General features: G+C 66.9%; 14 protein-coding genes. 7 read left to right on the top strand and 7 right to left on the bottom strand.

The genetic code is table 11. From position 1 onward, the window contains the following. Positions 1-45 precede the first annotated feature (45 nt). Positions 46-735: an NAD-dependent deacylase gene (locus EOW65_RS04715; RefSeq protein WP_128147839.1), complete on the bottom strand. Its 690-nt coding sequence runs from the start codon at positions 733-735 to the stop codon at positions 46-48. Between the two features lie 28 nt (positions 736-763). On the opposite strand from EOW65_RS04715, the gene EOW65_RS04710 reads away from it, so the two are divergent. Further along, a complete protein-coding gene (locus EOW65_RS04710) occupies positions 764-1,213 on the top strand; it encodes a low molecular weight protein-tyrosine-phosphatase (protein ID WP_128147838.1) in 450 nt (149 codons plus the stop codon). Here EOW65_RS04710 and EOW65_RS04705 read toward each other — a convergent pair. Both EOW65_RS04705 and EOW65_RS04700 read right to left on the bottom strand, forming a co-directional pair. Further along, positions 1,198-1,494: a hypothetical protein gene (locus EOW65_RS04705; protein ID WP_128147837.1), complete on the bottom strand. Its 297-nt coding sequence runs from the start codon at positions 1,492-1,494 to the stop codon at positions 1,198-1,200. The two genes, EOW65_RS04710 and EOW65_RS04705, sit on opposite strands and share 16 nt — an antisense overlap. 206 nt (positions 1,495-1,700) lie before the next feature. Beyond that, positions 1,701-1,889 carry a heavy-metal-associated domain-containing protein gene (locus EOW65_RS04700; RefSeq protein ID WP_121533656.1) on the bottom strand — a complete coding sequence of 63 codons (189 nt, stop codon included), beginning with the start codon at positions 1,887-1,889 and terminating at the stop codon, positions 1,701-1,703. Between the two features lie 153 nt (positions 1,890-2,042). Between EOW65_RS04700 and EOW65_RS04695 the strand changes: the two genes are divergently transcribed. The 6 genes from EOW65_RS04695 to EOW65_RS04670 all read left to right on the top strand — a co-directional run bounded on the left by EOW65_RS04695 (position 2,043) and on the right by EOW65_RS04670 (position 7,398). Beyond that, positions 2,043-2,750, top strand: coding sequence for an energy-coupling factor ABC transporter ATP-binding protein (locus EOW65_RS04695; RefSeq protein ID WP_240664496.1), 708 nt, complete (start codon positions 2,043-2,045; stop codon positions 2,748-2,750). After that, a complete protein-coding gene (locus tag EOW65_RS04690; protein ID WP_128147835.1) occupies positions 2,744-3,376 on the top strand; it encodes an energy-coupling factor transporter transmembrane component T family protein in 633 nt (210 codons plus the stop codon). The genes EOW65_RS04695 and EOW65_RS04690 overlap by 7 nt, the downstream gene beginning before the upstream one ends. Position 3,377: 1 nt before the next feature. Then, a complete protein-coding gene (locus tag EOW65_RS04685) occupies positions 3,378-3,926 on the top strand; it encodes a biotin transporter BioY (RefSeq protein WP_128147834.1) in 549 nt (182 codons plus the stop codon). An 88-nt stretch (positions 3,927-4,014) separates the two neighbouring features. Continuing rightward, positions 4,015-5,814: a translation elongation factor 4 gene (lepA, locus tag EOW65_RS04680; protein WP_128147833.1), complete on the top strand. Its 1,800-nt coding sequence runs from the start codon at positions 4,015-4,017 to the stop codon at positions 5,812-5,814. 214 nt (positions 5,815-6,028) lie between these two features. Next, on the top strand, positions 6,029-7,012 hold the full coding sequence (locus EOW65_RS04675; protein WP_164879991.1) for a response regulator: 984 nt from the start codon (positions 6,029-6,031) through the stop codon (positions 7,010-7,012). A gap of 26 nt (positions 7,013-7,038) precedes the next feature. After that, on the top strand, positions 7,039-7,398 hold the full coding sequence (locus EOW65_RS04670; protein WP_128147831.1) for an Hpt domain-containing protein: 360 nt from the start codon (positions 7,039-7,041) through the stop codon (positions 7,396-7,398). A gap of 85 nt (positions 7,399-7,483) precedes the next feature. On the opposite strand, the gene EOW65_RS04665 is transcribed toward EOW65_RS04670, so the two are convergent. The 4 genes from EOW65_RS04665 to rbbA all read right to left on the bottom strand — a co-directional run bounded on the left by EOW65_RS04665 (position 7,484) and on the right by rbbA (position 16,050). After that, positions 7,484-8,923, bottom strand: a complete 1,440-nt coding sequence (locus EOW65_RS04665; RefSeq protein WP_164879990.1) for a PAS domain-containing sensor histidine kinase — start codon at positions 8,921-8,923, stop codon at positions 7,484-7,486. A 306-nt stretch (positions 8,924-9,229) separates the two neighbouring features. Then, the gene (locus EOW65_RS04660; RefSeq protein ID WP_164879989.1) at positions 9,230-12,079 is read right to left on the bottom strand and encodes a sensor histidine kinase; all 2,850 of its coding nucleotides are present in this window, start codon (positions 12,077-12,079) and stop codon (positions 9,230-9,232) included. A 133-nt stretch (positions 12,080-12,212) separates the two neighbouring features. Then, entirely contained in the window at positions 12,213-13,337 is a 1,125-nt protein-coding gene (locus EOW65_RS04655; protein WP_128147828.1) for an ABC transporter permease, read from the bottom strand. 4 nt (positions 13,338-13,341) lie between these two features. Beyond that, a complete protein-coding gene (gene rbbA / locus EOW65_RS04650; RefSeq protein WP_128147827.1) occupies positions 13,342-16,050 on the bottom strand; it encodes a ribosome-associated ATPase/putative transporter RbbA in 2,709 nt (902 codons plus the stop codon). Between the last annotated feature and the right edge of the window lie 2 nt (positions 16,051-16,052).

The following is a 16,052-nucleotide window of genomic DNA, read 5'->3' as shown; positions in this document are numbered from 1 at the left end:
GGGTGAATTCGGCGCAGCCGAAGAGGGGCGGCGCCCCTCGCGACCTCAGGCCAGCATCCCTGCGACCCAGTCCGGCACCACCTGTGTCGCCGGCCCGTGCCGTGCCGCATCGAAGAACCGCGTGCCCATCGAGGGCTCGAGGTTCAGCTCGAGCGTCTCGACCCCGGCATGCCGCGCATCGGCGACGAATCCTGCTGCCGGATAGACATTGCCTGAGGTGCCGATCGAGACGAAGAGATCGGCCGCCCGCAACGCGCTCCAGATTTCCTCCATCCGGTAGGGCATCTCGCCGAACCAGACGATGTCGGGCCGGGCTGCATGCGCCGCGCAGGCGGGGCAGGGGTCGGTGACCCGCATCACTGCGGGCGCGGGCCAGCGATGGCCGCAGGCCGCGCACAGCGCCCCGGTCAACGTGCCGTGCATGTGGATCAGCGCGCGCGTGCCCGCCCGTTCGTGCAGGTCGTCGACGTTTTGCGTCACCACCAGCACCTCGTGCCGGCCATCGGCCTCGAGTGCCGCCAGCGCGCGATGCGCGGCATTGGGCCGGGCCGCAGCCGCCGCCGCGCGGCGCTCGTTGTAGAAGCGCAGCACCAGCTCGGGGTCGCGGGCAAAGCCCTCGGGCGTCGCCACATCCTCGACCCGGTGATCCTCCCACAACCCGTCCGCGGCGCGGAAGGTGCGGATGCCGCTTTCGGCCGAGATCCCGGCGCCGGTGAGAAACACGATTCTGGCCATCCGCCCGCTCCTCGGTTAGCAACGCGTCATGCGTATCCTGTTTCTCTGCCTTGGCAACATCTGCCGCTCTCCCGCCGCCGAAGGCGTGGTGCGCCGGCTCGCACAGGAGGCGGGCCTTGTGCTCGATCTCGACAGTGCCGGCACCGGCGACTGGCATGCGGGCGAGCCGCCCTATGGCCCGATGCAGGCGGCGGCGCGGGCGCGCGGCTATGATCTGGCCGCGCTGCGCGCCCGGCAACTGGTGCGCGCCGATTTCGACCGCTTCGACCTGATCCTGGCGATGGACCGGCAGAACCTGCGCGATGCTGCGCGTCTGGCCCCCACCGGCACCCGGGCGCGGCTTGAGCTGTTCCTGAATGGCGAAACGGGCACCGAAGAGGTGCCTGATCCCTATTATACCCGCGATTTCGACGGCTGCCTCGACATCATCGAGGCGGGGGCAAGCGCTCTGCTCGCCCGGCTTCAGCCGCCGCAGTAGGATTCGGCGGTCGCGGCGAAATTCTTGTAGCGGGCCCAGAAGTCGTTGTCCGAGGCGCTGTCCGACATCCGCACCTGCTGCGCCTTGTCGGGGTCCTTGAAGAAGGCCGCCGCGCGGCGCTGGTCAGCGGTGCCAAGCGTCATGTCGGCGACCTGCTGGATGCAGCCGCACAGCGCGCGGTTGTTGGCGCGCCCGGCCTTCATGCAGGCGCTGTCGATCGGGCCGGCACCGGCCGCACCGGCGACCATCATGCAGGCCGCCACAAGGAGGGATTTCTTCATCTGCTGCTGCCTCATTCCTGCGGGTGGGGCCGTTGCCCGAGTCCCGTCGATTAGCAGCCGATCCTACCCGATCACGCAAGGTTTCACAATGAAACAGGCGAAAAATCGCCGATGCGGAATTTTGCCGGGAACCGCGATCGCAGCCGTTGCGGGCCGGGCCGTCGCCGGCCCAACCGCTTGAGTCTGCCGAGGCCGGTCATGCCGTCTCAGGCGATGACCTCGGCCTCGTAGCCCGCGGCCTTCAGCGCGGCGAGTACGGTCGATTCGGGCAGGCCGTTCACCTCGACCTCGCGGTCCTCGAGGCTGACGATGGCCTTGCCGCCGACCTCGGTGATGGCGGATTCGACGGCGGCCTTGCAGTGACCGCAGGTCATGTTCGGGACGGAAAGGATCATCTGTGCCTCCTGATCTTCTGCGCTACAGATTCTCCCGCGCCGGCGCCGCGTCAATGCCCCGCGTGATGAATTTCTTGCGCGCCGGCGCTGCGGCGCGGGTTTCGTTTGACCCGCGACCGACAAGCGGGCAAACCACCGCGACCGGAGGGCATGATGGACGGCAGCATCGAGATCGAGACCCTGACGCTGGAGCGCGAGGGCACCCGCATCTTCGACGGGCTGAGCCTGCGCATCGGCGAGCGGCGCGTGGGCGTCGTCGGCCGCAACGGCTCGGGGAAAAGCACGCTTCTGCGCGCGGTGGCCGGGCTGATCGCGCCGCAGGCGGGGCGGCTGCGGGTCGCGGGCGTCGATGTGGCGCGCGACCGGGCTGGGGCGCTCTCGGCCGTCGGCATCCTGTTCCAGAACCCCGACCACCAGATCATCTTCCCGACGGTGATCGAGGAGTTGGCCTTCGGGCTCGAGCAGCAGGGCCATCCGCGTGGCGTGGCGCGCGAGCGTGCCCGTGCCATGCTCGCCCGGTTCGGCCATGCCGACTGGGAGGAGCGGCTGTGCCACACCCTGTCGCAGGGCCAGCGCCAGCTGGTCTGCCTGATGGCGGTGCTGGCGATGGAGCCGCGCTGGATCCTCTTCGACGAGCCGTTCAACAGCCTCGACATCCCCGCCGCGCTGCGGATCGAGGCGCGGATCGCGGCGCTTGCGCAGAACGTGATGCTGATCACCCACGATCCGGCCCGCGTCGCGGGCTATGACCGGGTGATCTGGATCGAGGCCGGGCGCGTCGCTGCCGACGGCCCGCCCGATGCAGTGCTGCCCGCCTATGTCGCGGCGATGCAGGCCGCCGCGCAGGACGAGCCATGCTGAGCCTTGCGCTGCCGGGCACGAGCTGGGCGCACCGGCTGCCGGTCGGGCTGAAATTCGGCGCGCTTGCAGCGGCGATGCTGGGGCTGACCTGGCTCACCGCCCCGCTGCCGCTTGCCGCGGCGCTGGCGGCGACCGCAGGGCTTTATCTCAGCCTTGGCCGCCGCGCGGTGGCCGAGGGCGCCCGCGCGCTGCGCCCGGTGCTGTGGATCGTCGCCTTCATCGCCGCCTGGCAGGTCTGGGAAGGGGTGCCGATGCTCGGCCTCGTCCTTGGCCTGCGGATCTGCACCATGGTGGCGCTGGCGAATTTCGTCACGCTGGTCACGCCGCTGCCGGACCTCATCGCGCTGATCGAGCGGCTGGCGCGGCCGCTCGCCCGCTTCGGCCTCTCGCCGCGGCTGCCGGCGCTGGCCATCGCGCTGGTGCTGCGCTTCATCCCGGTGCTGCGCGGGCGGATGGAGCTTCTGGCGCTGTCCTGGCGGGCGCGCTCGCGCCGCCGGCCGGGGCCGCGGCTGATCGCGCCGCTGGCGCTCTCGCTTCTCGACGATTCGGATCATCTGGCCGATGCGCTGCGTGCGCGTGGCGGGCTTGCCCCGCGCCCGGCCACCCCACCCCAAGGGAGAGACTGACATGGAACGCAATTTCACCCTCGTCGTGCTGTTCGCCGCGCTGATCGCGGTGCTCGGCCTCGTGCCGCCGATCCCGCTCGCCTCCGGCGTGCCGGTCTCGGCACAATCGCTCGGCGTGATGCTGGCGGGCGCGGTGCTCGGCCCGATGCGCGGCGCGCTTGCCGTGCTGGTGGTCGAGATCATCGTCGCGCTCGGCCTGCCGGTGCTCGCCGGCGGGCGCGGCGGGCTGGGCGTCTTCGCCGGGCCGACCGTCGGCTTCCTCATCGGCTGGCTGCCCGCGGCTTTCGTCACCGGGCTGATCGTCGAGAAACTGCACGGGCTGCATGTCGGCATCGCTGCCGGTCTTGGTGCGGCGCTTGGTGGCATCGTGGTGCTTTATGCCTGCGGCACGCTCGGGCTGATGGCGGTTCTGGGCAAGGGGCCGCTCGAGGCGCTGATGCTGTCGCTGCCCTTCGTGCCGGGAGACCTGATCAAGGCCGCGATCGCCGGCTGGCTGACTGCCACCATCGCCCGCTACCGCCCCGGCGCGCTGCTCTCGCGCCCGCGCTGAACCGGACCGCAAACCCCTTGCGCAAACCGGCCGGGAAGGGCGCTCAATCCCTCTTCCCGGCCCTTGTTTTTACAGCTATACGCGCGCCATGACCCAGCTCGATCACATCCGCAACTTCTCCATCGTGGCGCATATCGACCACGGCAAATCCACGCTCGCCGACCGGCTCATCCAGATGACCGGGACGGTGGCCGAGCGCGACATGAAGGCGCAGCTGCTCGACAGCATGGATATCGAGCGCGAACGCGGCATCACCATCAAGGCGAACACCGTCCGCATCGAATACCCGGCGAAGGATGGCGAGACCTACGTCCTGAACCTGATCGACACCCCCGGCCACGTCGACTTCGCCTATGAGGTCAGCCGCTCGATGCGCGCCGTCGAGGGCTCGCTCCTCGTCGTCGACGCCTCGCAGGGCGTCGAGGCGCAGACCCTCGCCAACGTCTATCAGGCGATCGACGCGGGCCACGAGATCGTGCCGGTGCTGAACAAGATCGACCTGCCGGCGGCCGATCCGGATGCGGTCAAGGCGAATATCGAGGACGTGATCGGGATCGACGCCTCGGACGCGATCCCGATCTCGGCGAAGACCGGGCTCGGCATTCCCGAGGTGCTCGAGGCGATCGTGCACCGGCTGCCCGCGCCGAAGGGTGACCGCGACGCGCCGCTCAAGGCGATGCTGGTCGACAGCTGGTACGACCCCTATCTCGGCGTCGTCGTGATGATCCGCGTCATGGATGGGGTGATCCGCAAGGGCGACCGCATCAAGATGATGCAGACCGGCGCCGTCTACGGCATCGACAAGCTCGCCGTGCTGAAGCCGCAGATGGTCGATTTCCCGGAACTGGGCCCGGGCGAGATCGGCGTCTTCACCGCCTCGATCAAGCAGGTGCGCGACACCCGTGTGGGCGACACCATCACCCATGAGAAGAAACCCTGCGCGACGCCGCTGCCGGGCTTCAAGCCGGCGCAGCCGGTGGTGTTCTGCGGCCTGTTCCCGGTCGATGCGAACGACTTCGAGGCGCTGCGCGACGCGATCGAGAAACTCGCGCTGAACGACGCCTCGTTCAGCTACGAGATGGAGACCTCGGCGGCGCTCGGCTTCGGCTTCCGTTGCGGCTTCCTTGGTCTTTTGCACCTCGAAGTGGTGCGCGACCGGCTGGAGCGCGAATATGACCTCGATCTGATCACCACCGCGCCGAGCGTGGTGTTCAAGATCTACATGAAGGACGGCGAGGTGCGCGACCTGCACAACCCCGCCGACATGCCCGATCTGACCTATGTCGACCATATCGAGGAGCCGCGGATCAAGGCGACGATCATGGTGCCCGACGAGTATCTGGGCGACGTGCTCAAGCTGTGCCAGGACCGCCGCGGTATCCAGCTCGATCTGACCTATGCCGGCTCGCGCGCGATGGTGGTCTATGACCTGCCGCTCGCCGAGGTGGTGTTCGACTTCTACGACCGGCTGAAATCGGTGACGAAGGGCTATGCCTCCTTCGACTACCAGCTCAGCGAATACCGCGAGGATTTCCTCGTGAAGATGTCGATTCTGGTGAACGACGAGCCGGTGGATGCGCTCTCGATCATGGTGCACCGCGACCGCGCCGAGGCCCGGGGCCGGGCGATGGTGGAGAAGCTGAAAGAGCTGATCCCGCGGCACATGTTCAAGATCCCGATCCAGGCGGCGATCGGTGGCCGGGTCGTGGCGCGCGAGACGCTCAGTGCGATGCGCAAGGACGTGACGGCGAAATGCTATGGCGGCGACGCCACCCGGAAGAAGAAGCTTCTGGAAAAGCAGAAGGCCGGCAAGAAGAAGATGCGGCAGTTCGGCAAGGTCGAGATTCCGCAATCGGCCTTCATCTCGGCGCTGAAGATGGACGATTGAGCCGGTCCGCGCTCCGGCGCCCGCAGTGCGGCGCCGGGGCGCGGTGGCTGCCGTCGCGGTAACGGCGCCCCGGGATGGTTTCCCAAAAATTGCCTTAAATGCGCCTGAATTAACCCTGACGTTCGTCTCATGGTTGTTTGCAACAGGGAAGGCGGTCCTTCAGGGTGTGTAGCCCATGGCCGTGTTCCCGTCCTGCAGAAGCGGAGACGAAACGATGGCACTGCTTGTGGTCGACGACGACCCGATCATCCTGCGGCTGATGGAAGGGGTCCTGTCCTCTCTCGGTTACGCTGATGTGCAATATGCGATGAGCGGCGAGGAAGCGTTGCAGAAGATCGGCCGTGGCGGTGATCTGTTCAGCACCTTCCTGCTCGACATCAAGATGCCGGGGATGGACGGGATCGAGCTCGTCCGCCATATCCGCGCCAATCCGCTGCACCGGCGCACGCCGATCCTGATGCTGACCTCGGTCACCGAGAAGCCGTTCATCGACGCAGCCTTTGCCACCGGCGCCACCGATTACATCACCAAGCCGATCGAAGTGCAGGAACTCGGCGCGCGGCTGCGGGTGGCGCAGGTGCTCTATTCCGAGCAGCAGCGCGCCTCCGATTCGGTGAAGGCGGCGCAGGCGCTGCGCTCCGAGATCGACAGCCTGCAACAGGGCCAGGCCGTGCCCTTCGAACTGGCTGATCCGATCACGCTTTACGATGTGCCGCGGGTCATCAACGCGCTTGCCATGGAAAACTATCTGCACCGGCTCAGCCGTCTGCGCCGCTTCATGGTGGCGGCGGTCGGCTTCCAGATCCGCCGGGTGGAAAGCCTCTATTCGATGAGCAGCCCGTCCGAGTTTCGCGGCATCCTGACCGACGTCGCCGAGGCGGTGTTCGAGAACCTGCGCCATCTCGAGGTGATGATCACCTATTACGGTAACGGCAGCTTTGTCGCGATCGTGCCGCGGGTGAACGACATCGAGCGCGAGGATCTCGAGGTGGCGCTGGGCATGACGCTGGCGGAATTCGGCCTGACGATCGATTGCGGGCTGCCGATGAACGTCTCGGTCTCGGTCGGCGATCAGGTCCATACCTCGATGTTCGACACGAGCCCGAAGGACCTGATTGCGAAGACGATCTCGCAGGCCTACGCTCAGACCCGGACGCGGTCGGGCGCGCTGCAGCAGTTCCGCGGTCTGTTCAACTGAGGCTCCCTGCCGCAAAGGCGACGCTCATGCCTGCTCCTTCCTTCTCCGGACCGATGCCGGCCCAGCTGGCGAAGGCGCTGGCCGATGCACGGGAGCAGTTCATCCGGCGCCTCGTGCCGCAGATCGTCGAGATCGAACGGCTGCAGGCGGCGCTTGACGAGCCCGGTCAGCTCGCCGGGGCGATCGGCAGGCTGGCGGCCATCATTCACAAGATCAGCGGCGTTGCCGCGACCGTCGGCTTTCCCGATCTTGGTGCGCAGGCGGCGGCGCTCGACCTGCAGCTGCAGCGCCTGCTGCGCACGCCGCGGCCGAGGGTGCCGACCGGGTTGTCGGCCATGCTCGAGCGGCTGATGGATCTGATGGAAGACGCGGCCTTCGACGGCTGATTCCCTTATCCCGCCCCCAGACGAAGGCCGCCTGCACTCGGTGCCGGCGGCCTTCGTCTGGGGTGCGCCCCGGCGGGGCGGAGGATCAGAGCGACGGCAGCGCTACCCGGAAGGTGGTGCCCTTGCCGGTCTCGGTTGAGAAGCTGATTTCGCCGTCGAGCTTCTCCACAATGGTTTTCACGATGCTCAGCCCAAGCCCCGATCCCGACACGCGCGAGCGGTTCGGCGCCTCGGACTTGGTGAAGCGGCTGAACAGCTTGTCGCGCAGCTGCAGCGGGATGCCGGGGCCGTGGTCGCGCACGTAGATCACGCCGCAGCCTGCCTCGCGGCTGGCCCAGATCTCGATCGTGCCGCCCGGTGCGGTGACCTTGGCGGCATTCGACAGCAGGTTCGACAGGACCTGTGCCAGGCGCACGGGTTCGGCCAGGACGAAGACCCCCGGCGTGGTGCCGCCGTCGATGAAGCTGACGCCCAGATGCGCGCCATAGCCGCGGTGCGCCTCGATCGCGTTGCGCACCAGCGCACTCAGATCGACCGGCTCGCTCTCGATTTCGAAGCTGTCCTGGCCGATCTCTTCCATGTCGAGGATGTCGCGGATCAGGCCGAGCATGCGCTCGCTGTTGTTCGCAGCGATGGTGACGAGCGAGTTTGCCTGCTCGGAAAGCGCACCGACGGCCCCGGCCTTCAGCAGCTCGAGCGCGCCCTTGATGCTGGTCAGCGGCGTGCGCAGCTCGTGGGTGATGACCGCAAGCAACTCCTTGCGGTCGCGCTCGGCTTTGGCCTGCAGCGAGATGTCGCGCAGCAGCAGCAGGATGCGATGGTGCCCGGTTTCGGTGGTGATTGCATAGGCCTGGGCCTCGCAGGTGCGCGCGCCGTGGTCCGACTGGAACAGGGCCGAGCCTTTGCCGTCGCTTTCGACCATGCGGAAGAGATCGTCGATCACCTGCTTTTCGGCATGGTAATCGGTGTCGGCCATGGTGCGCGTGCCGATCTCGCCCAGGCACCAGCCCTGCTCGTGCAGCGCGAAGTCGTTCATGAAGCACAGGTATTGCGTGGCCGGGTCGACGACATAGACGGCCTCGCGCATCTTGTTGAAGGCCGAGGCAATCATGTGCTCCATCTGGGTCAGCCGGGCGCCGGTCAGTTCGAGGTGCAGCGCCACGTTGCGCCGGCTCCGGCCGTCGGGGTCGAGCACCGGGACGATGACACAGCGGGTGCCGAGCAGGTGGCCGTTGGCGGCCCTGACCTGCGGCGCCCCCGACCAGATCCGGCCCTGACCGGTGGTCTCGCGGATCTCGGCGCACAGCACCCCGCCCTCGTCCGCATAGAGGCGCTCGGCGATCATGCCGAGCAGCTCCTCGCGGCGGTAGCCGGTGGCGTGCAGGAATTTCTCGCTGACCTCGCGGATCCGGCCATCCGGGCCGGAGACGATGACCATGGCATTGCCGTCCATCACCTGCCGCGCGCCTGCGTCCCCGGTCGGATCCGGCGGAGCGATGCCGGCGTCCGCCGTCGCTTTGGTCATCCCCTGTAGCGACGCAAGCGCCGTGCGCGAAAAAGCCCCAGGCGCAGCCGGGACGGCAAGTCGAACAGACTGTTCCATCGTCAACAAAACCCCATCAATGATCAGCCCCTGAACGCCGTGCCGTCGGATGCCGAACCTCGTTGCAGCCCGATTCTACCGACCGGAGACCCCGGGGGGACACCGCTTCTTCGTGGTTAACATCAGGTGTCGCACCGAATTGGTCCGGGACTATGGATAGAAAAGGTCGAAATCGTGGCACGGTGCCGCCGTTTCGACGCGGATCGCCTCCGGGGCTTGCCGGCGGGGTCAGGCGTCCTTCCAGGCGGGCAGGGCGAAGATCAGGGTGCTGCCCTCGCCGAGCCGGCTTTCGGCGCGGATCCAGCCGCCCTGCAGCCGCGTCAGGTCCTTGCAGATCGCCAGACCAAGGCCCACGCCCTGGTTGCGGCGCGTGGTGCCAGTGCCCTCGTTGACCTGGGCGAAACGGTCGAAGATGATCGAGAGCTTGTCGTGGGAAATGCCGATGCCGGTATCCTCGACCCGGAACACCACCATGTCGCCCTGGCGCTCGTTGCGCACGGTGATCGAGCCGTGATCGGTGAACTTCAGCGCGTTGCCGAGCAGGTTGGTCAGGATCTGGCGGAAGCGCATTTCGTCGGCGGCGATCGGCAGGTCAGCCATCTCGCAGCGCAGTTCGAGGTGCTTCTCGGCGGCCATCGACTGCATCTGGTCGAGGACAGATTGCGTCACCCGCAGGCTGTCCACGCGCGTGGTCTCGATGCGCATCGTGTTCGCCTCGATCCGGGCGAGGTCGAGCATGTCGTCGATCAGCGTCTGCAGCTGCACCCCGGCATTGCGGATCCGGTCGGAGAAGGAGCGGATGTCGGTGCGATAGGCGTCGAACAGCCGCCGCAGCGAGGGGTTGTCCTGCGCCTCGAGCAGCTTGTGCAAGGTGACGTAGGAGGGCAGGCGGTCCGAGTTGTAGATGAAGCTGTTGAAGCCGGTGACCACGGTCAGCGGTGTGCGCAGTTCATGGCTGATGATGTTCAGGAACTGGGTCTTGGCCTCGTCGGCCTGTTCGGCGCGGCGCAGCGCGGCATAGAACTGCGTCACGTCCGCCGCGGTACCGATGTAGCCGCGGAAACTGCCGTCCTTGGCGAAGACCGGCTTACCGCTGGTGCGGATCCAGGATTCGCGGTCGGGATGGAAACGATAGCTGTAGACCACGTCCTTGAACGGCTCGTGGCGCTCCATCGTCTGGCGCAGGGCGATCAGGTTCTCCGCCTCGGGGCTGCCGTCCGGCTCGACCAGAAGCTCGACGCGGGAACAGCCGATGAAATCGGCGGGATCACGTCCCATCGCGCGGCGGAAGCCTTCCGAAAGATAGGTGAACTGCAGGTGTTCGTCCTGCTCCCAGAACCATTCGGTGCTGATGTCGGCCACGTCGCGGAAGCGGCTCTCGGCGGCATCGCGCTCGGCCAGCGCCGCGCGCAGCTCGGTATTCGAGGTCTCGATCTGGCGCTGATGGCGGCGCAGGTCGGTCAGCTCGATGCGGAACATCACCAGCCCGTTCTCCGACGTCCGGCGGGTGTAATAGCGGAACCACAGATCGCCGTCATAGCAGACCTCGAGCTCGGAGGTCTCGGCGTGCAGGTTGTCGAGGATCTCGTGCGGGCTGGTGGCCGGGCGGCCGCCGATCAGCATCTCCTTCGAGATCGCGGCGCGGCGCTCGACCAGCTCGGCCAGATTGCGGCCTTCCTTCAGCGCGCGCTGCATGCCGGGCAGCATGTTGCCGGCGACGCGGTTGAACATGATCAGCCGGTCTTCGGCATCGAACAGCCAGAAGCCCACCGGCAGCGCGTCGATCGCGTCGAACAGGCGCTGTTCGGCCAGCTGCGCGCGCTGGCGGCTGTGCAGCAGCTCGGTGATGTCGTTCAGCACCGCGACGCGGCCGCCGGTGGGCGTTTCCTGCTCGAGGATCTGCAGCCAGTGGCCGTTGCTGAGCTCGAGCTCGAACCGGCTCGCCTTGTGGTCGCCACGGGCGAGGTGCTTGCTAAGCCAGGCCTCCTCGTGGCCGGTGGCATCGGGGTAGAGGCCGTGGCGCAGCCCTTCGCGCAGGATACTCTCGAAGGTCGCGCCCTTGACAACGGCGTCGCTCGCCGGGCCGTGGATCTCGCGGTAGCGCTCGTTGCAGATCTGCAGCCGGTCATTGCGGTCGAAGAGCACGAAGCCCGACTGCAGCACATTCACCGCCGCACGCAGCTGCGCCGCGCTGCGCCAGTTCGCGGCCCGCAGCCGGTTCAGGTACCACGCCATCGCCAGGGTGACGATCATTGCGATGCCGGTCAGCATCCGGTTGCGTTCGGTCTGGGCGGGGACGGCGTCCCAGCCGGCCGCCGGCACGAGGGCGATGGTCCAGATCGAGGAGGGCAGGCGGAGCTGCTGGACTGCCGGATTGCGGGCGAAGACCGCGTTGTCGCCATAGATGGTGCGTTCGTCGCCGAGCATGTTGTGGGCGCGGATGGTGATCTGGTAGTCTTTGCTGAAGTCGTTGAGGCCAAGCTCGCCCAGGAAGGTGTCCTTGTTGAACACGATCGAAGCGACGGCCCAGAACTGGCCGGTGTCGCCATCATCCCCGAGCAGGAAGACCGGCTCGCGCAGGATGAAGCCGGTGTAGCCCTGCAACAGCGAGATCGGGCCGTCGAGGGCAGACTTGCCGGTCCGGGCGATGCGGTCGAGCACGGCGCTCTGGCGCGGAACGTCGCGCAGGTCGCGCCCGATCAGGCTGAGGTTCTCTTCTTCGGGGTAAACATGGGTGATGAACTTGTCGCGCACCAGCGCCATGTTGACGACGGAGGGGTCCTCGAGCTGGATGCCGGACGAGAGCCGCGCGAATTCCTGCTCCGAGATGTTCGGGCGCAGCGCCACTGCCGCCGCGATGCCGCGCGCGAACAGCTCCTTGCGGTTTACCGCCTCGTGGATGCGCTCGGTGATCTGGGTCTGCGCGGTATAAAGGCCGGCCATCTGCTGGTCCTGCGCCGCAAGCCGCGAGAACCGTTCGAGGTTGTAGGACAGCGACACGAATGCGAGCATGATGGCGACATAGGTCGCCAACTCGATCATCAGGTTGATTCGTCTGATGCGGTTCTTGTCGGGCATCATTCTTTTCTTTTTCGCGCTCGCCGTCGCCGACAGTATCCGCTGACTGTCACACAATTATTCCGGCGGCGCCAGAGTGGACTACACGCTATGCGCGAGTTCTGTCCTTCCTGCAACAGGTTGGCCGATCGGATCAATTTGCCAGCACCCGGCGGAAACGGGCGAGCGCCACGGCCAGTGCCATTGCCGCCATTGCCGCCATCGCCGCGATCTCCCAGGCGACCAGGGCAAGACCCGCGCCGCGGTAGAGAACCGACTGGGTGAAGGCGACGAAATGCGGCGCGGGGCTGATCAGCTGCATCAGCACGCGCAGCCAGCCGGGCATCGATTCCATCGGCGTCATGCCGCCCGAGAGCAGGATCATCACGATGATCACCGGGATGATGAGCAGGCCGAACTGCCCCATCGTATGGGTGAAGGTCGACAGCAGAAGCCCGATCGAGGCGACGGCGATGACATAGATCGCGGTGCCCGCGATGAAGAGCGGCAGCACGCCTTGCGCCAGCGGCACCCCGATCAGCCACTGGATGACCACCAGCAGGCTGAAGACGGAGGCCCCGAGAATCACGGCGCCATTCGCGAGAATCTTCGAGAAGACGATCTCATGCGGGCGCACCGGCATCACCAGGACATGCTCGATCGTGCCATGTTCGCGCTCGCGGATCAGCGAGGCGCCGGCGAGGATCAGTGTGAGGATGGTGACCGAGTTCATCAGCTGCATCACCGAGGTGAACCATTTCGAGGTCAGGTTCGGGTTGAAGCGGTTGCGGAACACCACGTCGACGAGTGAGGCGGCAGAGCCGTTCGGGGTGAAGAAGGTGGAAAGCTCGCCCGCCAGCAGCTCCTGCATGAAGGCGGCGCCATTGCCGGCATGGGCCACCGCGGTCGCATCCACGTCGATCGAGAGCGTCGCCGCGTGGCCGGACAGCAGGTCGCTTTCGAACTTCGGCGGGAAGGAGACGACGAGGATGTAATCGCCGTATTTCAGCGCCTGTTCCGCCTGCGCCGGGGTCAGGCTTACCGGATGCTTGAACAGCGGCGGCTGGATCGCATCGGTGAGCCGGTGCGACAATGTGCTCTGGTCCTCGTCGACAACGGCAACGGCGAGGTCGTTGATCTCGGTCGAGATCGCGTCGGCCACCATGTAGGTGGCCACGGTGAAGACGTAGAAGATCAGCACCAGCATCACCGTGTCACGCCGGATTGCGCGCAGTTCCTTGCCGGTCAGGCGCAGGGTGTTGAGCAGGCTTCGCCACATCGGCTCAGGCCTCCTGCTTGCGCAGCGCAAAGACCGCGGCGACGATGTAGAAAAGGGCGAAGCCGGCGATTGCCAGGGTGTTGACGCCGATATCGGCCCAGCCGAAGCCCTTCAGGAAGGTGCCCATCGACACCGTCTGATACCAGGCGCCGGGGAAGGCGAGGCCAAGGGCATGGCCGCTCGGCTGCAGCGAGGAGATCGGCACGATCAGCCCGGAGAAGTTCACTGTCGGGATGATGGTGATCACCGCGACGGCAAACACCGCCGAGACCTGGGTCTTGGTGAAGGACGAGATCAGCTGGCCGATCCCGGTGGTGGCGATCACGTAAAGCAGCGTCACCGCCGCCAGCGCGACGAGCGAGCCGGTGAAGGGGGGCCGGAACAGCACCATGCCGAGCGCGAAGAGCATCCAGAAATTGAGGGTCGCGATCACGATGTAGGGGATCTGCTTGCCGAGCAGGAACTCGATCTTGCGGATCGGGGTGGAGCGGAAATTGGCGATGGTGCCGGTTTCGACCTCGCGCACGACACCGATCGCCGACATCACCGCCGGGATCATGATCAGGATCAGCATCACCACCGAGGGCATGATCGCATTGGTGCTCTTGAACGCCTGATTGAACAGATAGCGCGTCTCGATCGAAACGCCCGTGCTGTCGGCGCTGCCGTTCTCGCGCGCATAGACTTCGGAGAAATAGGTCAGCAGGCCAAGGGCATAGCCTCGCGCGGTCTCGGCGCGAAAGGGCATCGAGCCATCAATCCAGAGCGAGACCTCGGGCACCTTGCCCTGATGCAGCTCGCGCCCGAAGCCATTCGGGATCTCGAGCGCGACGGTCAGCTCGCCCTTGCCCATGCGGGCGGTCATGTCGCCGGTGCCGGTTAGCGGCATCTCCTCGCTGAACTGCCGGATCGCGCTGAACTGTTCGGTCAGGCGCCGGCTTTCCGGGGTCTGGTCCTGATCGAGCACGGCAAAGGACAGGTCGTCGACATCGAAGGAGATGCCGTAGCCCACGGTGATCAGCAAGATCACCGGCCCCATCAGCGCGAAGAACAGGCGGATCGGGTCGCGCACCAGCTCGAGCGTTTCGCGCCAGGTGTAGGCCCACAGCCGGGTCAGCGATTGCCGAAGCGGGCTGCGCGGGCTGCGGGCGCCGTCGAAATCGGTGTTGCCCGCCGCGGGCTCGGGGCCGAGCGCATCCTGAAGATAGCCGATGAAGGCGGCCTCGAGGGTCTGTGCGCCCCGCTCGGCAACCAGATCGGCCGGCCGTCCGACCGCCAGCACTTTGCCCGCATGCATCAGCGAGATCCGGTCGCAGCGCGCCGCCTCGTTCATGAAATGGGTCGAGATGAAGATCGTCACGCCCTTGTCGCGGCTGAGCGAGATCAGCTTGCGCCAGAACGCGTCGCGCGCCACCGGGTCGACGCCCGAGGTCGGCTCGTCGAGGATCAGGATCCGCGGTTCGTGGATCGTGGCCACGGCCAGCTGCAACCGCTGGCGGATGCCGAGCGGCAGGCTCTCGGGCATCTCGCGGGCGATCTCGTCCAGCTCGAACTCGGCCAGCACCTCGTTCACCCGCGCCGCGCGTCGCTCGGGCGCCACGCCGTAGAGTTTCGCGTGCAGCTCGAGGTTCTGCCGCACCGTGAGCTCGGTATAAAGCGAGAAGCTTTGCGACATGTAGCCGATGCGCAGCCGCGCCTGCATGTCGGAATTCTTCAGCTCCTCGCCGAACAGCCGGGTCTCGCCCTCGGTGGGGTCGAGGAGCCCGGTCATCATCTTCATCGTCGTCGTCTTGCCGCAGCCGTTCGAGCCGAGGAAGCCGAAGATCTCGCCCTCGGGAATCTCGAAGCTGACGTCGTCGACCGCGGTGAAGGCGCCGAAGCGCTTGGTCAGGTGCCGCGCCTCGATCGCCGGCGCCTTGTCTGCGCTGACGACGCGGGGGCGCAGCTCGACCGGCTTGTGGCCGGCGCGCTCGTCCTCGGGCAGGAGGCGGATGAAGGCCTCCTCGAGTGTCTCCGCCCCGGCCTGCGCACGCAGCTCTGCCGGCGTGCCTTGGGCGATCACCTTGCCGTCGTCCATCGCGGCGAGCCAGTCGAAGCGCTCGGCCTCCTCCATGTAGGCGGTGGCGACGATCACGCTCATCCCGGGCATGCGGGCGCGGATGCTGTCGATCAGTTCCCAGAACTGCTGCCGCGACAGCGGGTCGACGCCGGTCGTCGGTTCGTCGAGGATCAGCAGATCGGGGTCGTGGATCAGCGCGCAGCACAGGCTCAGCTTCTGCTTCATGCCGCCCGACAGCTTGCCCGCCGGCCGGTCGGGAAAGGGCGCAAGTCCCGTCGCCTCGAGCAGCATCTTGATGCGGGCGGCACGTTCCTCCGCCTTCTGGCCAAAGAGCCGGCCGAAGAAGTCGAGGTTCTCCCGCACGCTCAGCGTCGGGTAGAGGTTGCGGCCAAGGCCCTGCGGCATGTAGGCGATGCGCGGCGCGGCACGCCGGCGCGCGGCGGTCCTGGCCATGTCCCCACCCAGCACCGTGACCGTGCCCGACTGCAGCTTGCGCACCCCCGAGACAAGGGCAAGCAGGCTCGACTTGCCGACACCATCGGGGCCGATCAGCCCGGCCATGCAGCCCGCAGGGATCTTCAGCGTCACGTCGGCAAGCGCGGCGGTCGATCCGTAGCGGTGGCTGACGCCCTCGAGTTCCGCGGCAAAGCTCATGA

Source organism: Paenirhodobacter ferrireducens (genome assembly GCF_004022265.1).
GTDB classification, from domain to species: domain Bacteria; phylum Pseudomonadota; class Alphaproteobacteria; order Rhodobacterales; family Rhodobacteraceae; genus Rhodobacter; species Rhodobacter ferrireducens.
This window is presented reverse-complemented; position numbering and strand designations above follow the sequence as displayed.

What these genes read in the sequence shown, in the direction of transcription:
- EOW65_RS04710 (WP_128147838.1), top strand. Translation starts at nt 764, where the DNA reads ATGCGTATCCTGTTTCTCTGCCTTGGCAACATCTGCCGCTCTCCCGCC.
- EOW65_RS04670 (WP_128147831.1), top strand. Translation starts at nt 7,039, where the DNA reads ATGCCTGCTCCTTCCTTCTCCGGACCGATGCCGGCCCAGCTGGCGAAG.
- EOW65_RS04685 (WP_128147834.1), top strand. Translation starts at nt 3,378, where the DNA reads ATGGAACGCAATTTCACCCTCGTCGTGCTGTTCGCCGCGCTGATCGCG.
- EOW65_RS04675 (WP_164879991.1), top strand. Translation starts at nt 6,029, where the DNA reads ATGGCACTGCTTGTGGTCGACGACGACCCGATCATCCTGCGGCTGATG.
- EOW65_RS04715 (WP_128147839.1), bottom strand. Translation starts at nt 735, where the DNA reads ATGGCCAGAATCGTGTTTCTCACCGGCGCCGGGATCTCGGCCGAAAGC.
- EOW65_RS04665 (WP_164879990.1), bottom strand. Translation starts at nt 8,923, where the DNA reads ATGACCAAAGCGACGGCGGACGCCGGCATCGCTCCGCCGGATCCGACC.
- EOW65_RS04660 (WP_164879989.1), bottom strand. Translation starts at nt 12,079, where the DNA reads ATGCCCGACAAGAACCGCATCAGACGAATCAACCTGATGATCGAGTTG.
- EOW65_RS04655 (WP_128147828.1), bottom strand. Translation starts at nt 13,337, where the DNA reads ATGTGGCGAAGCCTGCTCAACACCCTGCGCCTGACCGGCAAGGAACTG.
- EOW65_RS04705 (WP_128147837.1), bottom strand. Translation starts at nt 1,494, where the DNA reads ATGAAGAAATCCCTCCTTGTGGCGGCCTGCATGATGGTCGCCGGTGCG.
- lepA (WP_128147833.1), top strand. Translation starts at nt 4,015, where the DNA reads ATGACCCAGCTCGATCACATCCGCAACTTCTCCATCGTGGCGCATATC.
- EOW65_RS04695 (WP_240664496.1), top strand. Translation starts at nt 2,043, where the DNA reads ATGGACGGCAGCATCGAGATCGAGACCCTGACGCTGGAGCGCGAGGGC.
- EOW65_RS04690 (WP_128147835.1), top strand. Translation starts at nt 2,744, where the DNA reads ATGCTGAGCCTTGCGCTGCCGGGCACGAGCTGGGCGCACCGGCTGCCG.
- EOW65_RS04700 (WP_121533656.1), bottom strand. Translation starts at nt 1,889, where the DNA reads ATGATCCTTTCCGTCCCGAACATGACCTGCGGTCACTGCAAGGCCGCC.
- rbbA (WP_128147827.1), bottom strand. Translation starts at nt 16,050, where the DNA reads ATGAGCTTTGCCGCGGAACTCGAGGGCGTCAGCCACCGCTACGGATCG.